The sequence below is a fragment of the Cystobacter fuscus genome (genome assembly GCF_044360685.1).
Lineage (GTDB): Bacteria > Myxococcota > Myxococcia > Myxococcales > Myxococcaceae > Cystobacter > Cystobacter fuscus_C.
Genome location: NZ_CP043491.1, coordinates 1,765,526 through 1,787,610, shown reverse-complemented (window position 1 = coordinate 1,787,610; position 22,085 = coordinate 1,765,526). Strand labels below are relative to the sequence as shown.

At 69.7% G+C, this 22,085-nt stretch carries 15 protein-coding genes; 10 read left to right on the top strand and 5 right to left on the bottom strand.

Annotated features, from left to right (window positions below; genetic code table 11):
- Positions 1–103 precede the first annotated feature (103 nt).
- On the top strand, positions 104–2,713 hold the full coding sequence (locus F0U63_RS07465; RefSeq protein WP_395845148.1) for a M16 family metallopeptidase: 2,610 nt from the start codon (positions 104–106) through the stop codon (positions 2,711–2,713).
- A 112-nt stretch (positions 2,714–2,825) separates the two neighbouring features.
- Here the strand turns inward: F0U63_RS07465 and F0U63_RS07460 are convergent, their stop codons facing one another.
- From F0U63_RS07460 to F0U63_RS07440, 5 genes are read right to left on the bottom strand one after another with little or no spacing between them, the layout of a single operon-like run.
- Positions 2,826–8,000 (bottom strand): hypothetical protein, encoded by a 5,175-nt coding sequence (locus F0U63_RS07460; protein ID WP_395845146.1) that lies wholly within the window; start codon positions 7,998–8,000, stop codon positions 2,826–2,828.
- A 9-nt stretch (positions 8,001–8,009) separates the two neighbouring features.
- Positions 8,010–8,531, bottom strand: coding sequence for a hypothetical protein (locus F0U63_RS07455; RefSeq protein WP_395845144.1), 522 nt, complete (start codon positions 8,529–8,531; stop codon positions 8,010–8,012).
- 12 nt (positions 8,532–8,543) lie between these two features.
- Complete coding sequence (locus F0U63_RS07450; protein ID WP_395845142.1) at positions 8,544–9,698, bottom strand: hypothetical protein; 1,155 nt, start codon at positions 9,696–9,698, stop codon at positions 8,544–8,546.
- Positions 9,699–9,700: 2 nt separating this feature from the next.
- Positions 9,701–10,258: a hypothetical protein gene (locus F0U63_RS07445; RefSeq protein ID WP_395845140.1), complete on the bottom strand. Its 558-nt coding sequence runs from the start codon at positions 10,256–10,258 to the stop codon at positions 9,701–9,703.
- A 5-nt stretch (positions 10,259–10,263) separates the two neighbouring features.
- The gene (locus F0U63_RS07440; protein ID WP_395845138.1) at positions 10,264–11,046 is read right to left on the bottom strand and encodes a Tfp pilus assembly protein FimT/FimU; all 783 of its coding nucleotides are present in this window, start codon (positions 11,044–11,046) and stop codon (positions 10,264–10,266) included.
- 224 nt (positions 11,047–11,270) lie between these two features.
- Between F0U63_RS07440 and F0U63_RS07435 the strand changes: the two genes are divergently transcribed.
- The 9 genes from F0U63_RS07435 (at position 11,271) to F0U63_RS07395 (ending at position 22,039) form a co-directional block, all read left to right on the top strand.
- On the top strand, positions 11,271–12,140 hold the full coding sequence (locus F0U63_RS07435) for a 50S ribosomal protein L11 methyltransferase (RefSeq protein WP_395845136.1): 870 nt from the start codon (positions 11,271–11,273) through the stop codon (positions 12,138–12,140).
- 9 nt (positions 12,141–12,149) lie between these two features.
- Positions 12,150–12,659, top strand: a complete 510-nt coding sequence (locus tag F0U63_RS07430; RefSeq protein WP_395845134.1) for a DUF962 domain-containing protein — start codon at positions 12,150–12,152, stop codon at positions 12,657–12,659.
- A gap of 287 nt (positions 12,660–12,946) precedes the next feature.
- Positions 12,947–14,074 (top strand): endonuclease/exonuclease/phosphatase family protein, encoded by a 1,128-nt coding sequence (locus F0U63_RS07425; RefSeq protein ID WP_395845132.1) that lies wholly within the window; start codon positions 12,947–12,949, stop codon positions 14,072–14,074.
- A gap of 73 nt (positions 14,075–14,147) precedes the next feature.
- Positions 14,148–14,882 carry a 16S rRNA (uracil(1498)-N(3))-methyltransferase gene (locus tag F0U63_RS07420; protein WP_395845130.1) on the top strand — a complete coding sequence of 245 codons (735 nt, stop codon included), beginning with the start codon at positions 14,148–14,150 and terminating at the stop codon, positions 14,880–14,882.
- Positions 14,883–15,002: 120 nt separating this feature from the next.
- Complete coding sequence (locus tag F0U63_RS07415; protein WP_395845129.1) at positions 15,003–15,269, top strand: hypothetical protein; 267 nt, start codon at positions 15,003–15,005, stop codon at positions 15,267–15,269.
- Between the two features lie 118 nt (positions 15,270–15,387).
- On the top strand, positions 15,388–16,371 hold the full coding sequence (locus F0U63_RS07410) for an RDD family protein (RefSeq protein ID WP_395845127.1): 984 nt from the start codon (positions 15,388–15,390) through the stop codon (positions 16,369–16,371).
- 84 nt (positions 16,372–16,455) lie between these two features.
- Positions 16,456–19,293: a FrgA protein gene (locus tag F0U63_RS07405; protein WP_395845125.1), complete on the top strand. Its 2,838-nt coding sequence runs from the start codon at positions 16,456–16,458 to the stop codon at positions 19,291–19,293.
- A gap of 39 nt (positions 19,294–19,332) precedes the next feature.
- Entirely contained in the window at positions 19,333–20,838 is a 1,506-nt protein-coding gene (locus F0U63_RS07400) for a nitrogen regulation protein NR(II) (protein WP_395845123.1), read from the top strand.
- 130 nt (positions 20,839–20,968) lie between these two features.
- Complete coding sequence (locus F0U63_RS07395) at positions 20,969–22,039, top strand: alkene reductase (protein ID WP_395845121.1); 1,071 nt, start codon at positions 20,969–20,971, stop codon at positions 22,037–22,039.
- Positions 22,040–22,085 lie beyond the last annotated feature (46 nt).

The window sequence follows — 22,085 nt, the reverse complement described above, 5'->3', positions numbered from 1 at the left end:
CGCTCCCCGTCCTCCTGATTGGTCTCCAGGCATACGTCGGGGGGCCTTGAGGGCACCGGGCGCCTTGCCACCCCCTCCTACCAGTGCCAGGGTCGACTGTTCCATGGCTCAACGCTACACACTTCCTAACGGACTCACCGTCGTCTTCGAGGAACAGCACGCCGCCCGGGTGGCCGCCTTCCAGGTGTGGGTCAAGGCGGGCAGCGCCGACGAGCGCCCCGACCAGGCCGGACTCGCCCACCTGCACGAGCATATGCTCTTCAAGGGCACGGCCCGGCGCGCCCCCGGGGAGATCGCCCGCGACGTGGAGGCCCATGGAGGGGAAATCAACGCCTGGACGTCCTTCGACCAGACCGTCTACCACATCGTCATCGCCAGCCAGTACGCCCGCATGGGGCTGGACATCCTCGGCGATGCCATCCGCTCCTCCGCCTTCGACGAGGGCGAGCTGTCGCGGGAAATCGAGGTGGTGTGCGAGGAGATCAAGCGCAGCCAGGACACCCCGAGCCGCCGGGCCTCGAGGGATCTCTTCTCCACCGTCTACCAGGAGCACCCCTACCGCCTCCCCGTCATCGGCACCGCGGAGAGCGTGCGCGGCTTCAGCCGGGACAAGGTGCTCGAGTTCTACCGGCGGCACTACACGCCGCGCAATCTCGTGCTGGTGGCCACCGGGGACTTCACCGAGGCCCAGCTGCGCGGGTGGGTGGAGGAGTTCTTCGGGGGAGACTGGGGCCAGCCCTACGAGGGCGGCGTCGTGCGCCCGCGCGAGCCCCAGCTCACCCAGCGCCGCGTCCTCTTGCGCCCGGACGAGGTGAAGGAGGCCTACCTCAACCTCGCCTTCCCCATCCCCCAGGGCAACCACCCGGACGTGCCCGCGCTGGACGCGCTCGCCATGATCGCCGGCCAGGGCGAGGCCTCCCGGCTGGTGCTGGAGGTCAAGCGCAAGCGCGGCCTCGTCAACGACATCCACACGTACGCGTACACGCCGAGGGATCCAGGCCTCTTCGCCGCGAGCCTCACCCTGCCCCCGGGCAAGCTGCCCCAGGCGTTCGAGGAGACGGTGCGGGGGCTCGCCGCGCTGCGCACGGGGCTGGTGCCCGAGGAGGAGCTCGCCACGGTGAAGGCCCTCATCGAGTCCGAGGCCATCTACCAGCGCGAGACGGTGCAGGGGCTGGCACGCAAGCTCGGCCACTACCAGTCCTCCATGGGGGAGCTGGAGGCGGAGGCGCGCTACTACGAGGCCATCGCGCGGCTGGCTCCCGAGCAACTGCGCGAGGTGGCCGAACGCTACCTGCGCTTCGAGCACGCCATCGTCACCGGCCTGCTGCCCCCCGGCACCGCCTTCAGCGCGGAGCAGGCCGAGGAGATCCTGGACCGGGTGCCCCGCGAGCCCTCCGCGCCGCCCCCCGAGCGCCGCGCCCCCAAGGCCCCCCCCGCGGCCGGGCGCGCGCCGCGCGAGGAAGACAGGAGCCCGCGCGCCACCCCGGGCCGGGTGGTGGAGGAGCGGCTGCCCTCGGGCGCGCGCATCCTCGTGCGGGAGGAGCGGAACGTGCCCGTCTTCGCCATGCGCGCCGTGTTCCCCGGCGGCCTGCGCTACGAGACGGCGGAGACCAACGGCCTCACCACGCTGCTGGGCCGCTCGCTCACCCGGGGCACGCCCACGCACGACGCGGAGGAGATCTCCCACCTCGTGGATTCCTTCACCGGCGCGCTGTCCGGCATGGGCGGGCGCAACACGGTGGGCCTGCGCGGCGAGTTCCTCTCGCGCCACTTCCAACCCGCCTTCCGCCTCTTCGCGGACTGCCTGCTGCACCCCCTCTTCCCCGAGGCCGAGGTGGCGCGGGAGCGCGCGCTGCTCGTGCAGGACATCGTCACGCGCGAGGACAAGCCCAGCGGCGTGGCCTTCGATCTCTTCAACCGCGCCCTCTTCCAGACGCACCCGTACCGGCTGCCCAGCCTGGGCGAGCAGGCCTCGGTGGAAAAGCTGGGGCCGGAAGCGCTGCGCGCCTATCACGCCGCGCACATGGACCCGTCCCAGCTCACCCTGTGCGTGGTGGGGGACGTGAGGGCGGACGAGGTGTTCGCGCTCGCGCACGAGGCCTTTGGCGCGTCGCGTGGCCAGGCACGGCCCCCGCCCGAGGTGCGGCCCGAGCCCCCGCCCGAGAGCGCCCGGACGGCGAAGCGGGAGCTGGCGCGCGCGCAGGCGCACCTCGTGCTGGGCTTCCAGGGCGTGCGGCTGGATGACCCCCGGCGGTATGTGCTGGAGGTGCTCTCCACGGTGCTCAGTGGCCAGGGCGGGCGGCTCTTCGTGGAGCTGCGCGACAAGCGCTCCATGGCCTACAGCATCAGCAGCTTCTCCGTGGAGGGCGTGGACCCGGGCTACTTCGCCGTCTACATGGGCACCAGCCCCGAGAAGGTGGACGCGGCGCTCGCGGGCATCCGCGAGCAGCTCACGCGCGTGCGCGACGAGCCCATCCCCGAGGGCGAGCTGGCCCGGGCCCGGCAGCACCTCATCGGCACCCATGAGATTGGCCTGCAGCGCAACGGCTCGCGCGCCGCGCTCATCGCGCTCGATGCCTGCTACGGCCTGGGGCGGGAGAACTTCCTGCACTACTCCGAGCGCGTGGCGGCGGTGACGGCCGCGGACGTGCGCAAGGTGGCGCGCGAGCTCATCGACCTGGAGCGCTGCGCGCTCGCCATTGTGGGACCCTGAGCGTCGGACCCAGAGCACCGGGCCCTGAAAAACAAAACCCCCCTCCCCGCGGTGGGGGAGAGGGGAAGCGCGAGTCCCGGGCCTCGGCGCGAGGCCCGGTCCAGCGAGGGGACTACGGCGTCGTCACCGCCGTCTCCTCGTTGTTGCAGGCGGCGGAGTTCTCGTGGCGGCACTCGTGGAGGTTGCGAGGCACCTCCATCCACGAGATGTCGGGCGCCGCGTTCTTCTTGTTGCCCAGCGTCTCCGTGCTCGGTGCCGCGCCGGCGGCGCTGATGGCCACCTCGTAGCGGATGCCCTGCGTCGCCGACAGGGAGATGATGGGCGCGGGGTTGCCCGGAGGCGCCGCCGTCGGCTGCTCACGCGACAGGATCCACCCCAGCCCCGGCACCTCGAAGCCCGAGGCGTAATCCGGCCTGCCGGTGATGGCATCCGCCTGCCACGAGTAGGACCTGTCACCCAGTCCCGCCAGCGAGCAGGCATCCTTCCCCGGCGTCGTGGACGGAGAGAAGGAGGACCAGAAGACGACGCCCGCGAGCACCGTCGCGCCCGTCGCGGTCCGCTCCGCCACGGTGTTGGTGTAGCGCACGAACCAGCCCGCATCCTCGGACGACGGCCACTTGATCTTCTCCAGGTTCGCCTTGGTGATGTAGCGCTGCTTCACGCCACGCACGTCGGCGGGCGTGTAGGCGTAGTAGTCCGGCGGAACGGTGATGTCCGTCAGCGAGCAGTTCAGGGTGTCGCACTTGACGCCCGGCTTGTCCGTCACGCGCATCTTGTCGAACGCGATCGCGCCCAGCTCGTCCTTGAAGACACGCTTGGGGCCACCGTAGGAGAGGAAGCCGAAGAAGCGGTTGGTGCCCACGGTGACCTTCTCGTCGGGCGTGAGGATCTGATCATGGCGCTCGCTCGTGTTGAGCGGGCTGCTCGCACACGTCCAGTCGCCGTTGGCACCCGAGCAGGACGCCGTGGAGCTATACACCCGCGAGCCACCCCCCACCGGGAAGACGGCGGTGCCGTAGGCGGCGGTGGGGCAGCTGAGCGACAGCTCGGTCAACTCCATCTTGGAGCCCGAGCAGGCCGAGCCCGCGGTGCTCGCCCAGCTCTCCGAGTTGCTCGTGAGCACGCCGGCCTTGTACTCGACGACGCTGGTGCGCTGCTGGCCATTCACCTCGCCGGAGAACGAGGCCTTCACGTCACACTTGAGCCGGATACACGCGAGCAGGTCATCCGCGTTGCAGTCCGAACCCGGCGAGGTGCGCAGATGCTGCCGGTCTCCAGTGCCCATGAAGCTGCGCAACCACCCCGTGTCCGGCTGCAACACCGTGGCGGCGACCTGGAAGAAGGGCGCCTTCTGGTGAGCGTTGACCACGGCGTCGTCGCGCTGCACCTCGAGCGAGCGGGCGCCGAACCAGTTCTTCACCAGCCCCGTGCTGCCGTCCACCTCACCCGGCTGATGGAAGCGGAACGTCCACACCTGGCCGCCCATGTCTCCGACGATCATCGTGTCGAAGAAGCCGTCCATGTCGCGCTGCAGGTTCTCTCCCTTGCCAATCTCCACCAGCGCGGGCGCGGCCACCACCGGCTGCATCGTGTTGATCACCTTCTGGTAGGCACTGGCGGCCGCGTTACCCGGCTGGGCCTCCACGGACCACAGTTGCTCACCCGTCCAGGCGTCCAGCATGTACACGCCGCGGCCGCGCGTCAGGTCCGGGCTGAAGCCGCCATTGAGCACCGCCACCCAGCGCTCCTCCCAACCCCGATCCCGATCAGTCGCGGGAGAGGTCGCCGAGGCCTTGAGGCGCACGGGTCCGATGGGCGGGGGCTTGGGCGCGAAGTTCGACCAGGACTGCCCCATGCTCAGTGACTCCTTGTCGCAGGCGTTGGGGAACATCCAGCGGAACGGCTTCTGGGTCGTGTCCGTCGGGTTCTTCACCGCCTTGAGCATGGAGTAGGGATCGGTCACGTCGAGCGCCATGTAGCGCTGGCCGCCGCTGCGCTCGCCGATGACGGCGATGGTGCGGAACTCCTTGAGCTGCTTGACGCCGTCGCGGCCACGGGCCTGCAGCGTGCCGTTGGGGGAGCCGTCCGCCCAGATGTCACGCACCATGGGCGTGCCGTCCACGTAGTACTGGTGCTTCGACACCATCAGGCCCAGCTTGGGCATCAGATCCGGCGGCACGAAGGCCCACATCTCCTGGCCCGTACCGATGTCATGGATGCTGTCCAGCGCGTCCTTCCTCGTCTGCGTGGCCGTGCCCACGTGCACCGCGTGCAGCATGCCGCCGTTGGAGCCCACCAGCGCGATGCGATCGCGCCGCGCCACCGGTTCGTGCTTCATGTACTCGTCATAGACGCCGTAGCGGTTGGTGTTGTCGCGCGGCGTGGCCATGGGCGTGGGCGCGTAGCAGGGCTTGGCGCTTCCACCCGCCGAGCACAGCGGCTCGCTGGTCACCGAGGACGAGAAGTCCTCGTAGAGCGTGGACACGCACTGGCCGCTCAGGCCCAGCGAGCACACGAAGGGATCCACGGGCGGCTCCACCGTCACGGGGGTGGAGTGGAAGATGTCCGCGAGCTTGCAGGACTTCGTGTCCTTCGCATCCAGGTTGTCCGAGCACGGCCGATCCTCGTCGCGATTCGAGTCGCCGTCGTAGTCGAAGACGTCCACGCCGCGCACGAAGCGCACGAGCTGCTGGGCACATTCCGTCTGCTGCTCGGGACTCGCCACCCACGTGCCCTTGCGCTGATTGGCGAAGAGGATGCGGCAGAAGTCGAGATCGCCCGCCAGCAGGTAGGGCTTGAGCAGGGTCAGGTTGTCCTCGTGGAACTCGATGGGCGGGTTGTCCTCCGCGGTGAACTTGCCGTCGTTGTCCCGATCGATGAGCGTGAAGATGCAGCGGCCGCTGGTCGGATCCAGCGGGTTGTCGAGGTTGCACTTGGCGCTCGCCTTGCGCTTGCCCACCGTCTCCCCCAGGTTCCAGAAGGGCTCCGCGGGCGTGCCGCCCTGAAGAGCACCATCGACCACGGACGCGGTGTTCACCTTGACCCAGACGCCGTCGGCGTTCTCCTGGACGATGTTGGAAGCGGTGAAGGAGGCGATGTTCGGTACGCCGCCCGAGAAGCCCGCCGGCTTGTCCAGGAAGAACGTGTCGTCGCAGTCTCCATCCTTGTTGAGGTCGAGTGGGTGCTTCGTCGTGCTTCCGGTCGGCATCGGCGTGCAGCCCTGGGCGAACTCGCTGAAGTAGAAGAAGCGGAAGAGGCTGCCTTCGTACGGACGGTTGCCACGCGGCACGAAGCGCGGCACGAACACGGAGGACTGCATGCCACCCGTCTGCACGCCGGAGATGTTGGCGGAGGCGAACGAGGTGGACAGCTGCTTGATGTCGCCCAGGGCGTCCATGAGCGACTTGCGCAGCTCTTCACCGTTGTTGGCACGGTAGAACTTGCCCTTGCCCGCCAGGGCGATGCTCTGCAGCATCGGGCTGTTGTCACCGTAGCCCACGGTGTACGTGCGCATCGACTGCATGCCCTCCATGTCTCCGCGCAGGTCGGAGTGGGCCAGGAAGTAGGCCACGTCATCCATGAAGTTCTTGTTCTTGGGCAGCAAGCCGGTCGGCCAGTTGTAGTCGGTGTAGTCGCAGTCCTCCTTGGTGGCCTTGACGCCCGGAGCCTTGTCGAACTGGTCGCAGTAGTTGATGCCACCCGGCTCCGCGGTCGGATTGGCCCTGGGGTCGACCGGATTGAACGTGACGGGCGTCTTGTCCGTCACGTGCTTGGCGTTCTGGGCGATCAACAAGGACATCATCTTGGTGATGGGCACCGAGTTGTCATAGACGGGCTCGCCGTCGGTGAGCACGATGACCGAGCTGACCTGGCAGCCGAAGCACACGGACCGATCCTGGCCGCCCACCTCGAAGCGCTGGCCCGGAAGGGTCACGTTCGTATTCGTGATGGGATCCAGGTAGGTGTAGGGCGCCTTGAGCCACTCATCCGCGGTCTTGCCGTAACCACCACCGGTCTGGTTCTTGCCGTAGGGGTTGTCGATCGTGCCGCCACTGGGCTGGCCCGGCCAGCCCCAGGTGGTGTTGCCGATGGGCTGGGCAAACCAGGTGGCCCACCTGCCGTCCGAGGTCTGCGAGGAGAAGTAGCCGCCCAGACCGAAGAGGGCCTCACCGATGGCGCGCTCGTTGTGGCGGAACTTCGCGTCGTTGACGGCCTTCATCAACGTGGGCCGGTCGAGCTTGGCCTCGTTGATGGTGGGGTAGGACGCGTCGCAGGTCGGCCGGATGTACGAGAGGATCCAGGGCGGATCGTACCAGCCGCGATCGCCGCCGAAGGTGGCCACGCCCATGCGCACGTTGGTGGCGTCCCGGATGACGTCCTTGAGCACCTTGCGCGCCACCACGAACTTGGGCGGGTGCAGGTTGAGGATGCGGCCGCTGACGACCCACTTGCGCTTGGCGTGGGCGGTCAGGGGTCGCTCGTCATCGGACTTCGGAGGACCCAGCTTTCCACTCTTGTCATTGATGTTCGCGGGCACGAGCGGACCACGCCACCAGCCCTTGGACTGCAGGCAGCTGATGCACTCGTTCCAGATGGGCGTGTCCTTGTACTTGCTGCTGAAGTCCCACACCTGGCGGCAGGCGTACTGGGCATCGGAGGTGCTCGCCAGCTGCGTGAAGTCCGGATTGAGCGAGTACGGAAGCTCTTCCGTCTGCCAGGCGATGCGCCGGCCACGTGAGTGATAGAACTCCGCGGGGTTGAAGAACGGAGAGCCCAGATCGCTGTCGCTGTCGTAGACGATGGAGCCGTTCTTGCTCGTGTCCGGGCTGTTCTTGTCGAACCAGCTCATCTTCGCGACCAGCGCCGGATCCTCACAGCCCGTGTTGAAGAAGTGGCCGAGATCCGGGTCGTTGTACCCGCGTTGCCCCGGCCCACTCCCCGTCGCCGGGTAATAGCCCTCGGTGTAGTCCTCGGGCAGCAGGTGCTCGGTGGGGTAGTCCTGCATGGACTCGTTGTTGCCCAGCAGGAACATGGCGCTTGGCGGGCTGGAGGGGATCTCGAAGAAATCCTTGTCCGCTCCGATGGCCGGGCTGATCATCGTGTCGCCCACGGCCACCGCGCTCGAGCAGCACGCGCCCTTGGGCGGCGTGTCGATCGAACCGGAACGGCTCTCCATGGCCGCCAATCCCGCGGCCCCCACCACCACCACTCCCGAGGCCAGGGCCATCCTGCGCGAGAAGGAGTGCTTCCACGCACGTCGAAGGGTGTCGAAATTGATGCGCATCATCAAAGGCTCCTAGAGACCGAACCGCACCACGAACTCCACTTCGGTCCCTCGTCCGTTCTCATCCAGACAGTGGACTGTAATCTTATAGGGCACGCCATCGCCCAACGTAGGATCCCCGATAAGGTTGGCCGAATCACGAAGCGCGCGGCGATTGCCACCCGCGGACGCCTTCACGGCCTTGACGCCCGTGACGACCGACGTCCCGAGGTGGCCAGTGCGCATACACCGGGCGTCCGCGGGGACGCTCTTGTCTTCCGGGCACTTGGACAGCAGCTCGTTGCTGAGGTCGGCGTTGAGATTGACGTTCACCTCCACGCGCTCGGGCGAGCTAGCGTTACTGAACTTCGAGAGCACGTACTGACGGCCCGCGTCCGCGCACGACAGCAGCTCGTCTCCCGAGCGCTCGTTCTTCACCGCGCCCAGCTCGCTGCGGGAAAAGGACAGGGCGGCGGCCGCCAACAGGCTCAGCACCGCCAGCAACACTACCACCAGCAACAGCACCGAACCGCGTCTGCCGAGGCGTCTTCTCATGGGAAAGTTCTCCTAGCCGCCAGCACAGTTGTAATAGTCGTTGGGAACGCCGCCCGTACAGGAGCCCGTCGCCAGCGAATAAATGGGTAGAGGCATCTCCGAGGAGCGCATGTTGCGCACCTGCACGGTCATCTCGGACACCACCCGCCGGATCCCCGGCGGACTCTGGGTGGTGCCCCGAAGCTTCGAGATCTTCGGCTCCATCTTGATGTCCTGCGCTCGAGAACTCGACGACGGAACGAAAACCGCCACCTCCTCCTCGAGCTTGCTGAACGAGGGAATGCTGTTGTCCACGGTCGTGGAGAGATCCCGGGTGCTGCTGCGCGCCGCCATGCCCACGATGACGGCTCGGATGTTGGCCGGGTTGTTGTTCCGACGGTCCGCATGATCCGCGGCCGTTTCGTAGGTCGGGGCCTTGTCCGCGGGATTCGGGATGAAGGGCGTGCCATCTTCCCGGAGGAAGGTGACACGGAACGCCTCGATGTCCTCGGCCACCGGTTCGCCATAGGGATCGATCGAGGACATGGAGCCGAGCCCATGCTGGCGGAAGAGGTAGGGGCGGTCCTCGATGAACCGGATGGAATAGTCGTAGACGTCGATCTTGAAGATGTGGACCTTGTTGCCTCCGGACGAACCGAAGCAGGACACCTTGTCGAATTGGTCGTTCTGGTTGGGGAACGTGCCGTTTCCGGGCACCAGTTTCAGCGTGGTACTCCCCGCCAGCGCATCCGCGCTCAGCTGCGCATAGCGCCAGTTGGCAGCTCCAATGCACACGGCCTGGATGATCTGTCCCTGACGCAGCCTCTCCCTCAACGGCTCGGCGAGGGTGATGGTCGCGTTGTCGAGGTTCGTGGCGATGGTGTTGAACGCCGGGTTGCGCATCCGGAAGACGAGCCGGTTGGACCTGTTGTTCGCATCGTTGCGCCGCCAGCCAGCGGGGAAGTCGAAGGCCAGGTGGGGATCAATGCCATAGCCCGCCATGCGCAGGTTGCGGATCACCATCAGGTGGGTCTGCCGCAACGAGGCCTGGCCCCCGCGAATCCCCGCCTGCGTGTAGAAGGACTGCGAGTAGTTGAGGAACGCGGCGGAGACCGTGAGCACCGTGAGGAAGGTCACGGCGGAACTCACCAGCAGCTCGATGAGGGAGAAACCTTGCCGTTGTCGCATCGCTAGAGCCCCTGATGAATGCGCATCGCCTGGGTGGTCACGACCCGCGGCTCGCCCACGTCGTCGTAGCGAACCTTCACCCAGATCTGCAGACGCGTGACGGCCGGATTCACCGTGGTGTCGACGTGCTTGCGGATCATGAAGTAGCGCCAGTAGGTGGTCGTGATGCCCTGCTCGTCCGTGAACTCGGGCGTCGCCAGCCCCGACCACTGCCGGTCGTTGGGCTTGATGTCGAAATCGTCTCGCATGCACTTCGTGTAGGCCGTGTAGTCGCCGTTATCCCTGGGCTTGAGCATGGCGCCCGCCTTGTCCAGGGGATCGCACACGTCGGACTTGGGGACCAGACGTGGGTCGTCGGAGCGCCAGAGTTGGATCTGCTCGACCAGGTCATTGGCGATGTCGGTGGCCTGCATGTACCGGCGCGCCTGGCCCGTGGCGTTGCGCGCCTGGGTGAGCGCGCCCAGCAGACCGGAGAGACCCAGCAGGAACACCACCGCGGCGACGAGCGCCTCGATGGTCGTGAAGCCGTGGCGTGGGCGGAAGGAGGCCCTTGGCAGCATGGAGATCACCTCGTGGACGCCGAAAAGGTCCGCACAAGACCGGTGTTGGTGATGACGACGGCCTGGACATTCTCCAGCCCGCTGTTGGTGGGCCGGAAGGTGATGGAGGCCGCGCCCACGTTGGAAAGAGTCCCCGCCGCGTTGGCGAACCGCACGGAACCATCCGGTTCGAAGAAGATGACGCCGCGCATGGGCTGCGCGACTCCATCTCCGGAGCAGAAGGTGCACCCACTGTTGCTCGGCACGAAGCAATAGGGCGCGGGGAAGATGTCGTCGGAGTTCGAGGGCTGCCCACGAGCGAGACGGATGTCGGCGTACTCCGCCTTGTTGCAGGACGGGGAGGCCATCCCGTTCACCGCGCCGCTGAAGCCGGGCGGATACACCCGCACCGACGCGTTGAAGTACCCGGAGTCGTACATCATGAAGGAATCATCCGTCTTCGACGGAGAAGTGGGCTTGAGGTCATTGAGCCCTGTCCAACCCGGCGTATTGCTCAGCGCATTGGCGAAGTCCGACCACTTGTCCACCACCACCCAGTAGCGGATGGGCTGGCCGATGTTCTGGGTGGCGGCGTTGATCAACACCGCCACGCGCTGGTTGCGGCCGTAGGCCTGGGAGCGGGCACTGGAGATGACGGCGGCGAACTCGAGCGCGCCGCCCGTCAACCGCGTGCGCTGAGGCAACACCTCCAACGCGGCCAGCGACAGCGCGGCGAGAATGCCGATGATGCCCACCACCGTCATCAGCTCAAGCAGGGAGAAGCCGGTATTGCGACGGGTTCGCTTCATACTCCATCCTGAATCACGGGCGCACACGGGGAGGGGCTGGACAACGGGAGCCTGAATAGAGGGTTCGCGGAGAGCTTACCCCAAATTCCGCAAGAGGAAATCGCCTCACCCGCCAGTTCCCTCCAGGGCCAACGAACGGAGCGCCCGCCACCCCGAAATTTCTTCCTCCACTGCAGACCACCCGGCATCTTCCCGGGAACAACGAGAGATGCGAGAAGGGCGACATGACGGGGACGTATCAAACCCTCACGGTGGACTTGCCGGAGGGGGACTCAGAGGCGGCGCAGGATCTGCTCCACGACGTGGGCGTGCTGGGACTGGAAGTGCGGGATCGCGAGGGGCCCACCATGCCCGGAGTCCGGGCGCCCGCGCCGGGCGAGGCCATCCTCGTGGCCTACTTCGAGGACGCCGAGACGGCCGAGGCCGCCCGCGCCCAGCTCGCCGAGAGCTTTCCCTCGGCCAGACTGCAGCTCGCCGAGGAGGCCCAGCAGGACTGGAGCAACGCCTGGAAGGTCCACATCAAGTCCGTCCAGGTGGGCCGGCTGTGGGTGGGGCCCCCCTGGGAAGCCGCCAACGCCCCGGCCGACCGGGTGCGCCTCGTCATCGAGCCGAAGATGGCCTTTGGCACCGGCGACCACCCCACCACCTCGCTCTGTCTGGGTGCGGTGGATGACTACATGGCCACCCATCCGGGCGCGAGCGTGCTGGATGTGGGCACGGGGACGGGCGTGCTGGCCATCGCCGCGAAGAAGCTGGGGGCCGGGCGCGTGGTGGGCACGGACAACGATCCGGTGTCGGTGGAGCTCGCCCGGGAGAACGCCGAGGTCAACGCGACCCCTGGACTGGAGTTGTCCGGCAAGAGTCTCGACGCGGTGGACGGCGACTTCGACCTGGTGGTGGCCAACATCCTCGCCAACACGCTCATCGAGCTGGCGCCGCTCATCGTCCCGCGGGTGAAGGACAAGCTGCTCCTGGCGGGCGTGCTCGCGCACCAGAAGGCAGACGTGGAGGCGGCCTACGTGAAGCTCGGCATGGTGGCCGAACCGGGTGCCCAGCAGGGCGAGTGGGTACGGCTGGACTTCCACCGGGGTTAGATTCTCCCCATGCTCCGACCCCAGACCCAGGCCCTGTTCGACGAGTATTACGCCTCGCACCAGCACCCCACCAACCGCCTCACCCACAAGATCGCCATTCCCGTCATCGTCCTGCACATCGTGGCGATGCTGGACTGGGTGCGGCTGGTGCCGGTGCCCGCGCTGCCCGGCGGCGCGCTGACGCTCGCCATGGTGGCCTGGCTGCTCACCCTGGGGTGGTACCTGCGCGCCGACGTGAAGCTGGGCCTCATCGTCTCGGCCTTCATGCTGCTGTGCATCCCGCTCGGGCGGCTGCTGCCCGTCTGGGCCGTCATCGTCCTGGCCGTGGTGGGCTGGGGCGTGCAGCTCGCTGGCCACTCCGTCTGGGAGAAGAAGTCTCCCTCCTTCCTCACCAACCTGGTCCACGCCCTGGTGGGGCCGCTCTTCTTCGTCGCCGTGCTGACGGGCGACTACAAGCTGCCCGCCGACGCCCATACGTCGTCCACCGCCGGCGGCCGGAACAGCCAGGCGCATACGTAGCCCCTCGGTCTCGCTCGGCCGGTGTGCCGCCATCCAAGCCAGTCCTCCCGGGCTCGGCTCCCCCTCCTTCCACCCTCGCCGGAGACGGCACGGGTTGGCGGGCGCCCGTACGCGCCCGAGATTGTGGGGGGAAGAAGCTCGCAGCGCGAGCCACGCATTCACGCCGAGGACTCATGCCAGGACAGGCCCTTTCGAGACTTCTGGATCGCCTCCCCTTCGGAAGAGGGGTCATCGAGGGCGTTCCCCTCGCTCCTCCCACACACCTGCCACACCGCGAGCCCCTCCATGTGTTCCAGGGGTTCGAGTCGCTCCAGGCGGCCACGGGCCCTCGCCAACTGGGCACGGGCGTCACCCTGCTGGTGCACCATCCCCAGCCCCGCCCGCCCCGGGACGGGTGCCTGCGCGTGATGACGTACAACATCCTCCTGGGCGGCGAGCGCCGCGCCCTGCTCCAGCACTACTTCGAGCAGCTCGAGGCGAGCGGCCGGATGCCGGACGTCATCGCGCTGCAGGAAGCCAGTCAGCCCACGGCCATGGAGCTCGCGCGCCACTTCGGCTTCCACGTGGCCTACCAGGGCCGCGACATCCACGGGCCCGTGGTCAATGGCAAGGCCATCCTCAGCCGGCACCCCATCGAGGAGGCCGTGCACTTCACCTATGACTTCCCCGCGGACGCGCGCGCGGCCGCCGTCGCGCGCCAGGGCTTCGTGGGCGAGCTGGACGAGGACCGGGGTGCCCTCTTCGCGTTGATCGACGTGCACGGCCGCCCCGTGGCCCTCTACAACGTGCACCACACCCTGGGCGACAGCGGCGTCAACGCCGGTCAGCTCTGGCAGCTCCAAGCGCTCGTGCACGCGCGCGAGGGAGTGCCCTCCATCGCCCTGGGCGACTTCAACGCCAACATCAACGTCAAGCAGCACTACTCGCTCTTGCCCAGCCCCCTGCGCAAGCACGAGCCCACCGAGACGATCCGCGACTATGAGTCGCGCTACGGCGACGTGCACCCGAGCGTGGGCGACTGGGGCGTGGGCAACATCGGCGACGTGCGCGTGCGCCGCGCGCTCCATGCGCTCGAGCACGAGCTGCACGATCCGCTGCGCCGCGCCCGCGAGCTGCGCGTGCGCATGCCGGATGGCTCGCACATGAAGCCCGACGAGGCGCGCGAGCTGCTCGTCGCCGGCAAGTACCCGAAGGACTCCGCCCAGTGGATGCGGCTGCAGGACGTGGCCGACATGTCCACCCTCAACTCGCTGCCCAACGGCAACGGCGTCGTGCCCGCCACCGGCAAGCGCTTCGATACCTTCTTCGCCTCGGCCGAGCTCGAGCCCCTGCTGCTCGAGGTGGACCACTCCACCGACGCGTCGGATCACCTGCCCTCGGTCGCCGACTTCAGGCTGCGCGACACGCGGCACTGAACCGGCCCTGGTGGAAGGGGCGGCTTCCTGGTGAAGTCCCTCCCCTTCCCCCCCGCTGGAGGACACCCTCGCCGTGGTCCGACTCTTCGTTCCCCTCCCCGAGCCCGCCCCCACCGAGGTGACGCTCTCGGGCGAGCGGCGCCATTACCTCCTGCACGTGCTGAGGCTCGCCGAGGACTCCGTGCTCGAGGTCTTCGACGGCGCCGGCCGCGCCTTCTCCGCGCGCGTGCTCGCGGTGGAGGAGGACAGCGTGCGCCTGGGGCTCGGCGAGGCCCGGCACGCGCCGCCCTCGCGTGAGGTGCACATCCTCCAGGGCCTGCCCAAGGGGGACAAGCTGGAGTGGGTGCTGCAGAAGGGCACCGAGCTGGGCGCCACCGCCTTCCACCCCGTGGCCGCCGCGCGCAGCGTGGTGAAGCTCGAGCCCAAGCGCGCCGAGGAGCGCACCGCGCGCTGGACGAAGATCGTCGAGGAGGCCGCCCGTCAGTGCCGGCGCAACGACGTGCCCCGCGTCCACCCGCCTCGCGCCCTGCTGGAGGCCGCGCGCGCGCTCTCCCCGGACACGCTCCTGCTCGTGCTCGACGAGGAGGAATCCGCCGTTCCCCTGGGCGAGGCCTTCCGCTCGCGCCCTGGCGGCACTCCCGTGGCGCTCGTAGTCGGCCCCGAGGGAGGACTCACCCGCGAGGAGGTGTCCGCCCTCCAGGCGCTCGGCGCACGGCCCGTCACGCTCGGCCGCCGCATCCTGCGCACCGAGACGGCCGCGCTCGCCGCGCTCTCGGTCATGGCCCACCTGGATGGAGAACTCGGCTAGCAGCCAGGAACTGAAGCCCTCGTCCCCCACCGTCTGACCGCTCCCCGCTCGCGTTCCTAGGTTTGCCTCGTACGGTCGGTCCACCCAACCCCGAGGGGTTACGCGAGGGAGCGTCTTCCCATGTCCATCTTCGTCTACACGTTCATCGGGCTCATCGTCGGTGTCCTCTCGTTCCTGGCGATGCCCGCCACGCGCCTGGTGGGACTCTGGGGTGGAGTGCTGCTCGGCATGGCGGGAGGCACCCTCGGAGGACTCATCGGCACGGCCATCGCGCCCAACACCATGTATTCCAGCATCAACCCCCTGGGCATCGTGCTGGCCATCGTCGGCTCGCTCCTCGTCTCGGTCGGGTTGATGCTCGTTTCCCAACGCCGACCCGTCTCATGAGGTGGGCGGCCCGGTGAGCCACCAGACAGGGAGGCCCCGGGCCCGCGGCGGTTTTCTTGCTCCCGGCACGGGGAGGGCGTTTCATGCTGCTACAGCCTTCTTCAGCCTGGAGGAAACGTTGTCCAAGTGCCTGAAATGCGGAGCCTCGCTGCCGCCCGTCGGGGACTGCCCCACCTGCGCCGCCGCGTCCCAGTCCGCGGCTCGGGCCGTCCCGAACCTGTTGGACCGGGAGATAAACATCGACCGCCGCCGGTCGGAGCGGAGCGCGGACAGCGACAGCGAGGCGGTGACGATTCCGGCGGGACCCCTGCCCCAGCCTCCGGGAATGACCGCTCGCACCACCCCTCCGGGAATGACTCCCGCGCGCGCGGCCCGCACGCCGCCTCCCTCGGCCCCGTCCGCCCCCTGGTCCGGTGTGGCCGCCTCGACGCCCGCCCCCGTGTCCCAGGGCTCGCCCGGCCTGCCCGTCATGCCGCCCCGCGCTCCGTCCCCGGGCCTGCCCGGCGCCGCCCCGCTTCCGTACGCGGCCCGTGAGGAGGACTCCATCCCGGTCGACATCGAGGAGGAGGCACCCGCTCCGCGTGCCGCCGCGCCCGCGGTGAAGCCCGCCGCGATGGCCGCGACGGACGGAGAAGTCCACGCCCGGCCGGCCTCCCTCTGGCGCCGGCTGCTCGCCTTCGGCGTCGACGCGAGCGCCATCTTCGGCGTGGTCGCCCTCTACCTCCTGCTCGCCTCCTCCGTGGCCGGCGTCCAGACCCCCGCCACCACCCTCACGGGACTCGACCTGTTCCTGCTCAAGGTCCGCTCCCTCCAGTCGGTGCTGATTCCCGGGGTGATCCTCCTCGTCCTCCTGTCGCTCGTGTACTGCGCCGTGGCCGCCGTCCTCTGGAATGGCCGCACGTTGGGCCGCAGGTTGCTCGGCCTGAGGCTCGTGGATACCCGCGGACAGGCGCCCGCTCCGGGCCGCGCCGTCGTGCGCGCCCTGCTGGCCAGTGTGTCCTTCGGCTTCTTCCTCGCCGGCTTCTGGATGGCCCTCTTCGACCGGCGGGGCCAGACGCTCCACGACAAGCTGACGTCCACCTACGTCGTCCAGCCGAGCTGAATGACCCAGGGGGGGAGCGGGTTGACAACGGATTAAAGGATTCGTTGTGCCCGCCTTCCGCGGCTTTAAGATGCCGGACCCCCCATGCCTTCTCAACTCGCCCACACCCTGATCACCCAGGGACTCCTCCCCCAGGACAAAGCCGAGGAGGCCTTGCGCCATCAAGCGGCGTACGGGGGCGCTCTCGACACCGCCCTGCTGGAGCGCCAGTGGCTCGCCGAGCCCCAGGTGCTCTACGCGCTCGGTGAGGCGTCGGGGCTGCGTCCGGTGAACCTCGCCGACTTCGAGCCCAACGCGGACGTCGCCTCCTTCATCCCTCCGAAGATCGCCGACCGGCTGTGCGTGGTCCCCCTGTCGCTCGACGGCAGCACCCTGCACGTGGCCTGCGGCTACCCGGTGCCCCGCAAGGAGTTGGAAGAGGTCGGCTTCCTGCTCGGCAAGTCGCTGGAGCTGTGGGTGGCCACCGAGGTCCGCGTGCGCGAGTGGATCTCCGTCATCTACCGGCTGCCGCTCACGCCCCGCTACAGCGCCGTGCTCGGCATGCTCGACCCCGAGCGGATGGGAGTCCAGGCCGCTCCGCCCCCTCCCGCCCCGGCGCTCACCCCGCCTCCCCCGCCGCCCAGGCCCGAGGGAGAGGACGCCGCCCTCACCCTGGAAATGGTGGAGCGGCTCGCGCGCACGGTGGCCTCCGAGCCCGTCCCCTTCGAGCGGACCCTCGAGGCGCCTCCCGCCCCTCAGCCTCCGCCCCAGCGTGCCCCGGCTCCCGCCGCCCCGCCGCAAGTCGCGCGTCCCGCTCCCGCCGCCCCGCCTCCGTCCGCGCCCGCCCGTGAGCCCCTGCGGCTGAACATGACCGAACCCGCGCGTCCCGCGGCGCCTCCCCAGCAGGTGCCTCCCGCCGCGCGCCCTCCGCCTCCGGCCCAGGCCGCTGTGCCTCCCCAGGCCGCGCGCCCTCCGCCTCCCGTCCAGGGCGCTCCGCCTCTCCAGGCCATGCGTCCTCCGCCTCCGGCCCAGCAGGCCGCTCCGCCTCCCCAGGCCATGCGTCCTCCGGGCCCTGCCCAGGCCGCGCCCCCCATGCAGGCCGCGCGTCCTCCGGCGCCCGCCCAGGCCGCGCCCCCCATGCAGGCCGCGCGTCCTCCGCCTCCCTCCCAGGCCGCGCCTCCCATGCAGGCGGCTGTGCCTCCCCAGGCCGCGCGTCCTCCGCCTCCCGCCCAGGCCGCGCCTTCCGCCCCGCCCCAGCCGGCGCGGATCTCTCCTCCGACCATCCTGATGGCGGCCCTTCCTCCCGAGGTGGCCGCGCCTCCCGCGCAGCCGCTTCCTCCGGCCATCACCCCCGCGCCGGAGCCCACCGCGCCGAGAAGTGACGACGTGCCGGAGTGGACGCTCGCCCAGGCGCGCGCCGCCCTCAAGGAGTCCACGCGCGACCGCGACCGGCTCATCGACAACGCCCTGCGCTTCGGCCGCCGCACCTTCGACTACGTGGCCGCCTTCGCCGTGCTGCGCGGCTCCGCCGTGGGCTGGGACTCGCGAGGCGAGGGAATGGGCGGCGACGCGCTCGCGCAGGTGTCCATTCCGCTCGACGCCTCCAGCGTCTTCCGCACCGTGGCCGTCACCCGCGGCAGCTACGTGGGCCCCATGCCGCCCGACAGCCTCACCCGGCACTACCTGGAGCTGTTCGGACGTCAGCCGCCGCGCACCCTCTTCCTCTACCCGGTGGAAGTGCGCGGCCGCCTCGTGGCCGTGCTCTACGGGGACTGCGGCCAGAAGCCCGTCAGCCAGCGCCGGCTCTCCGACTACATCCTCTTCTGCCAGGACCTGCCCGCCGCCTTCCAGGAGCTGCTGCTCTTCCGCAAGCAGCGCATGGGCGAGCAGCGCCACTCCGCCGCGCTGGACTTCGACGTGGACGTGGACCTGTCCGACACCGCCCCGTCGTCGGCCCCGGCCCCGGCGCCCTCCTTCGCCGCGAGCCTCGGCTGGAGCCCCTTCGCCACCCGCTCCGCCAACGTGCCGGGCCGCGCCGCCTCGCTCGCCCCGCTGGTGATGTCGCAGGAGGAGCGTCCGCCTCCGGACTTCGGCCCCCTGCTCAAGCGGCTCACCGGCCCGGACGCCAACCAGCGCGCCAACGCCATGGCCGAGCTGGCACGCTCGCCCGAGGCCAGTGCCCGGGTGCTCGCCATGCACTTCCCCGGCCCCAGCGCGTGGAGCCGGCTGCCCGTGCTGGAGCTGCCCGAGGCGGACGAGCTCGGCCCCATCGCGGGTGCCCTGTCGCGGCTCGGCCGGCCCGCGGCCCAGATGCTCGCGCCCCTGTTGGACTCGCCCGACGCGGACACGCGCTACTTCGCGCTGCTCACCGCCGGCAACCTGCCCTACGTGGAGCTCGTGGACGGAATCCTCCGCGGCCTCTTCGATCCCGAGCCGGACCTGTCCAGCGCCGCGCGCGTGGCCGCCTCCGCCCTCAAGCACCTGCCCCGCATGGACGCGGCCCGCCGCGAGCTGCGCCAGGAGCTGGCCCACCCGGACACCTCGCGGCGTGCCCTCGCCGCGCGCGCCCTCGGCACGCTGCATGACCGCGAGGCCATCGAGGGCCTCATCCCGCTCACCCACAGCACCGACGAGGCGTGCGCCCAGGCCGCCGCCGACGCGCTGCGCGAGGTGACGCGCGCCACGTTCGGCCTGGACACGCGTGCGTGGATGGCCTGGTGGGCGGAGAACCGCGGGCGCCGCCGCGCCGACTGGCTCGTGGCCGCGCTGCGCCACCCGGAGCTGGACATCCGGCTGGCCGCCCTCGAGGAGCTCAGCCGCGGCCTCAACGACACGCTCGGCTTCTACGCCGACGCGCCCGAGGGCGAGCGCGAGGCGGCCGTGCGCCGGTGGGAGGCCGTGGCGGCCGATCCCGTGCGCTCCCGGCGCCTGGCCCTCCTGTAGCCGGCCCGCTCGGGACACGAGAGTCACGAGGGGGGAGTGATGACGACCCAGGCGTGGATCAGCCTCGGGGCCTGCGCGGGGCTACTGGCGCTCGCGGGCCTCGCCCTGGTGCGGGTGGGGCGCAGTCCCATGGGGCTGCCGCTCGCGGTGCTGTGCATCTCGCTGTCCACGTGGAACTTCGCCGACTTCGCCCTGGAGCACGCGGGCGGGCCCGGCTGGCGTCTCATCGCCACGTGCGCGACGTTGATGAGCGTGCCGCCCGCCCTGCATTTCGTCCTCGCCTTCGTGGGCGAGCGGCGCCGGCTGGCGGGGGTGATGTACGCCACCTATGCCGTCTTCGGCGTGCTGGCGAGCCTCAGCCTCGTGGGGCTGGGCTCGCCGCGGGTGGCGGACGAGGTGGACTCGCGGGGCTTCGCGCTGATGGTGCTCGCGCTGAGCGCGCCGCTGTTGCTCGGCAGCTTCGGCCTGCTCACCTGGCACCTGCGCCGCGAGCCGCGCTCCACCGAGCGCGCCCGGACGGGACTGCTGCTCACGGGGCTCGCGCTGCTGGTGACGCTGCTGGGCACGGACGTGGTGGCGGTGCTGGGCCAGGACGTGCCGCGCCTGGGCGGCCTGGGCACGCTGCTGGGACTGCCGGCCATCGCCGTGGTGGCGCTGCGCCTGCGGCTGTTCGGCCAGGAGCTGTCCAACGTCCACGCGATGTACGCGCTGCTGCTCTCGCTCGTGGGCGTGCTGTCCTACCTCACCGTCTTCCGCGTCTTCGCCGCGCGCTACGGCGCGCTCGTGGTGGGCACGGCCGCCATCACCCTCGCGCTGCTGGCCATCACCCGCCGGGGCGTCATCGCCTTCACCGCCCAGCGCGAGCGCCTGGAGCAGATGGCCACCCTGGGCCGCTTCTCCGCCCAGATGGCGCATGACCTGAAGAACCCCATCGCCGCGCTCAAGGGCGCCACGCAGTACCTCCAGGAGGAGCACGCGCGGGGCCGCTCGTGGGACGACAAGGGCGAGTTCCTCGAGCTGCTACTCGAGCAGGTGGAGCGGTTGGACCGCGTGGTGAGCACCTACCAGCGCCTGGGCCGGGTGGAGCCGCTGCTCGCGCCGCTGGACGTGAACCACCTGGTGACGAGCGTGCTGTCCCTCCAGGGCTTCGCCGGGAGCCCCGGGGTGGAGCTGCGCCGGGAGCTCGCCGGGGACCTGCCGCGCTGCGCGGGGGACTGGGACTTGCTGGCCACCGCGCTGGAGAACCTGGTGCGCAATGCCCTGGAGGCCATGCCTCGCGGGGGAGTGCTCACCGTGCGCACGCGGACGGAGGACGCGGGGGTGATGCTCAGCGTGGAGGACACCGGCGAGGGCATGAACGCCCGCACCCGCGAGCGCGCCTTCGACGACTTCTACACCACCAAGACCACGGGCAGCGGACTGGGGCTGGCCTTCGTGCGGCGGGTGGTGGAGGCCCATGGCGGACGCGTGACGCTCACGAGCCACGAGGGGCGCGGCACCACGGTGACCCTGCGCCTCACCGTCTCGGCCACGCGCGTTCCATGAGCGGAACAGTGCATTCCAAAGCAGCTACTACAGCCCAGACAGCGGAAGGGGTTACTTCTGTCCTCGTCACGGTGACTCGCTGTTGGTCCCACGCCGGCGGCCCTCGCCGCCCACCCATCCGAGGTCCCTCATGTCCACGCTCTTCTCCTCCGTCTCGCTCGGCCGCTACACGCTCAACAACCGCATGGTCATGGCGCCGATGACCCGCTCGCGCTCGGATGACCAGACCGGTGTCCTCACCGAGCTCGTCCCGACCTACTACCGCCAGCGCGCGGGCGCGGGGCTCATCATCACCGAGGGCGTCTTCCCCTCCGCCATGGGCAAGGGCTACGTGCGCACCCCGGGCATCGAGACCGACGCGCAGGTGGCGGCCTGGAAGCAGGTGACCGAGGCCGTCCACGCGCAGGGCGGACGCATCTTCATGCAGCTCATGCACAGCGGCCGCATCTCCCACCCGAGCATGCTGCCCGGCGGAGCCACCCCGGTGGCGCCCTCGGCCATCACCCCCGCGGGCCAGAGCTTCACCTCCACGGGACCGCAGCCCTTCGTCCAGCCGCGCGCCCTGCGGCTCGAGGAAATCCCCGAGGTGATTGGCGAGTACCGCCGCGCGGCGCGCCGCGCCCTGGAGGCCGGCTTCGATGGCGTGGAGCTGCACGCCGCCTCGGGCTACCTGCCCGAGCAGTTCCTGTCGAGCAACACCAACACCCGCACGGACGCCTATGGCGGCTCGCTCGAGAACCGCGCCCGCTTCATCCTCGAGACCCTCGCCGCCCTGGTGGACGAGGTGGGAGGCGACCGGGTGGGCATCAAGATCTCCCCGGAGATGGGCTTCAACGACATCAAGGACGCCAACCCCCGGGAGACGTACCGCTACCTCGTCGAGCAGCTCGCGCCGTTGAAGCTCGCCTACCTGCACGTGGCCACGTTCGGCCCCCAGTTCCACGCCTACCACACCACGTTCCGCTCGCTCTTCCAGGGCACCTACCTGCGCGGCGGCATGCTCGACCGCGAGAGCGCGGAGGCGGTGCTGAAGAACGGCGAGGCGGACGCGGTCGTCTTCGGCGCGCTCTTCCTCGCCAACCCGGACCTGCCGGAGCGCTTCCGGACGAACGCGCCCCTGAATGCGCCGGACAAGCAGACCTTCTACTCGGCGGGCCCGCAGGGGTACATCGACTATCCGCGGCTGTCGACGGCGGGCTGAGCCGAAGCGCTCCCAGCGGGCGGGCTGAGCCCCGAGGCAGGCACTG

Excerpts from the sequence above, each read along its gene's own strand:
- F0U63_RS07450 (WP_395845142.1), bottom strand. The coding sequence starts at position 9,698 with ATGCGACAACGGCAAGGTTTCTCCCTCATCGAGCTGCTGGTGAGTTCC.
- F0U63_RS07400 (WP_395845123.1), top strand. The coding sequence starts at position 19,333 with ATGACGACCCAGGCGTGGATCAGCCTCGGGGCCTGCGCGGGGCTACTG.
- F0U63_RS07465 (WP_395845148.1), top strand. The coding sequence starts at position 104 with ATGGCTCAACGCTACACACTTCCTAACGGACTCACCGTCGTCTTCGAG.
- F0U63_RS07460 (WP_395845146.1), bottom strand. The coding sequence starts at position 8,000 with ATGATGCGCATCAATTTCGACACCCTTCGACGTGCGTGGAAGCACTCC.
- F0U63_RS07405 (WP_395845125.1), top strand. The coding sequence starts at position 16,456 with ATGCCTTCTCAACTCGCCCACACCCTGATCACCCAGGGACTCCTCCCC.
- F0U63_RS07415 (WP_395845129.1), top strand. The coding sequence starts at position 15,003 with ATGTCCATCTTCGTCTACACGTTCATCGGGCTCATCGTCGGTGTCCTC.
- F0U63_RS07440 (WP_395845138.1), bottom strand. The coding sequence starts at position 11,046 with ATGAAGCGAACCCGTCGCAATACCGGCTTCTCCCTGCTTGAGCTGATG.
- F0U63_RS07430 (WP_395845134.1), top strand. The coding sequence starts at position 12,150 with ATGCTCCGACCCCAGACCCAGGCCCTGTTCGACGAGTATTACGCCTCG.
- F0U63_RS07445 (WP_395845140.1), bottom strand. The coding sequence starts at position 10,258 with ATGCTGCCAAGGGCCTCCTTCCGCCCACGCCACGGCTTCACGACCATC.
- F0U63_RS07435 (WP_395845136.1), top strand. The coding sequence starts at position 11,271 with ATGACGGGGACGTATCAAACCCTCACGGTGGACTTGCCGGAGGGGGAC.
- F0U63_RS07455 (WP_395845144.1), bottom strand. The coding sequence starts at position 8,531 with ATGAGAAGACGCCTCGGCAGACGCGGTTCGGTGCTGTTGCTGGTGGTA.
- F0U63_RS07395 (WP_395845121.1), top strand. The coding sequence starts at position 20,969 with ATGTCCACGCTCTTCTCCTCCGTCTCGCTCGGCCGCTACACGCTCAAC.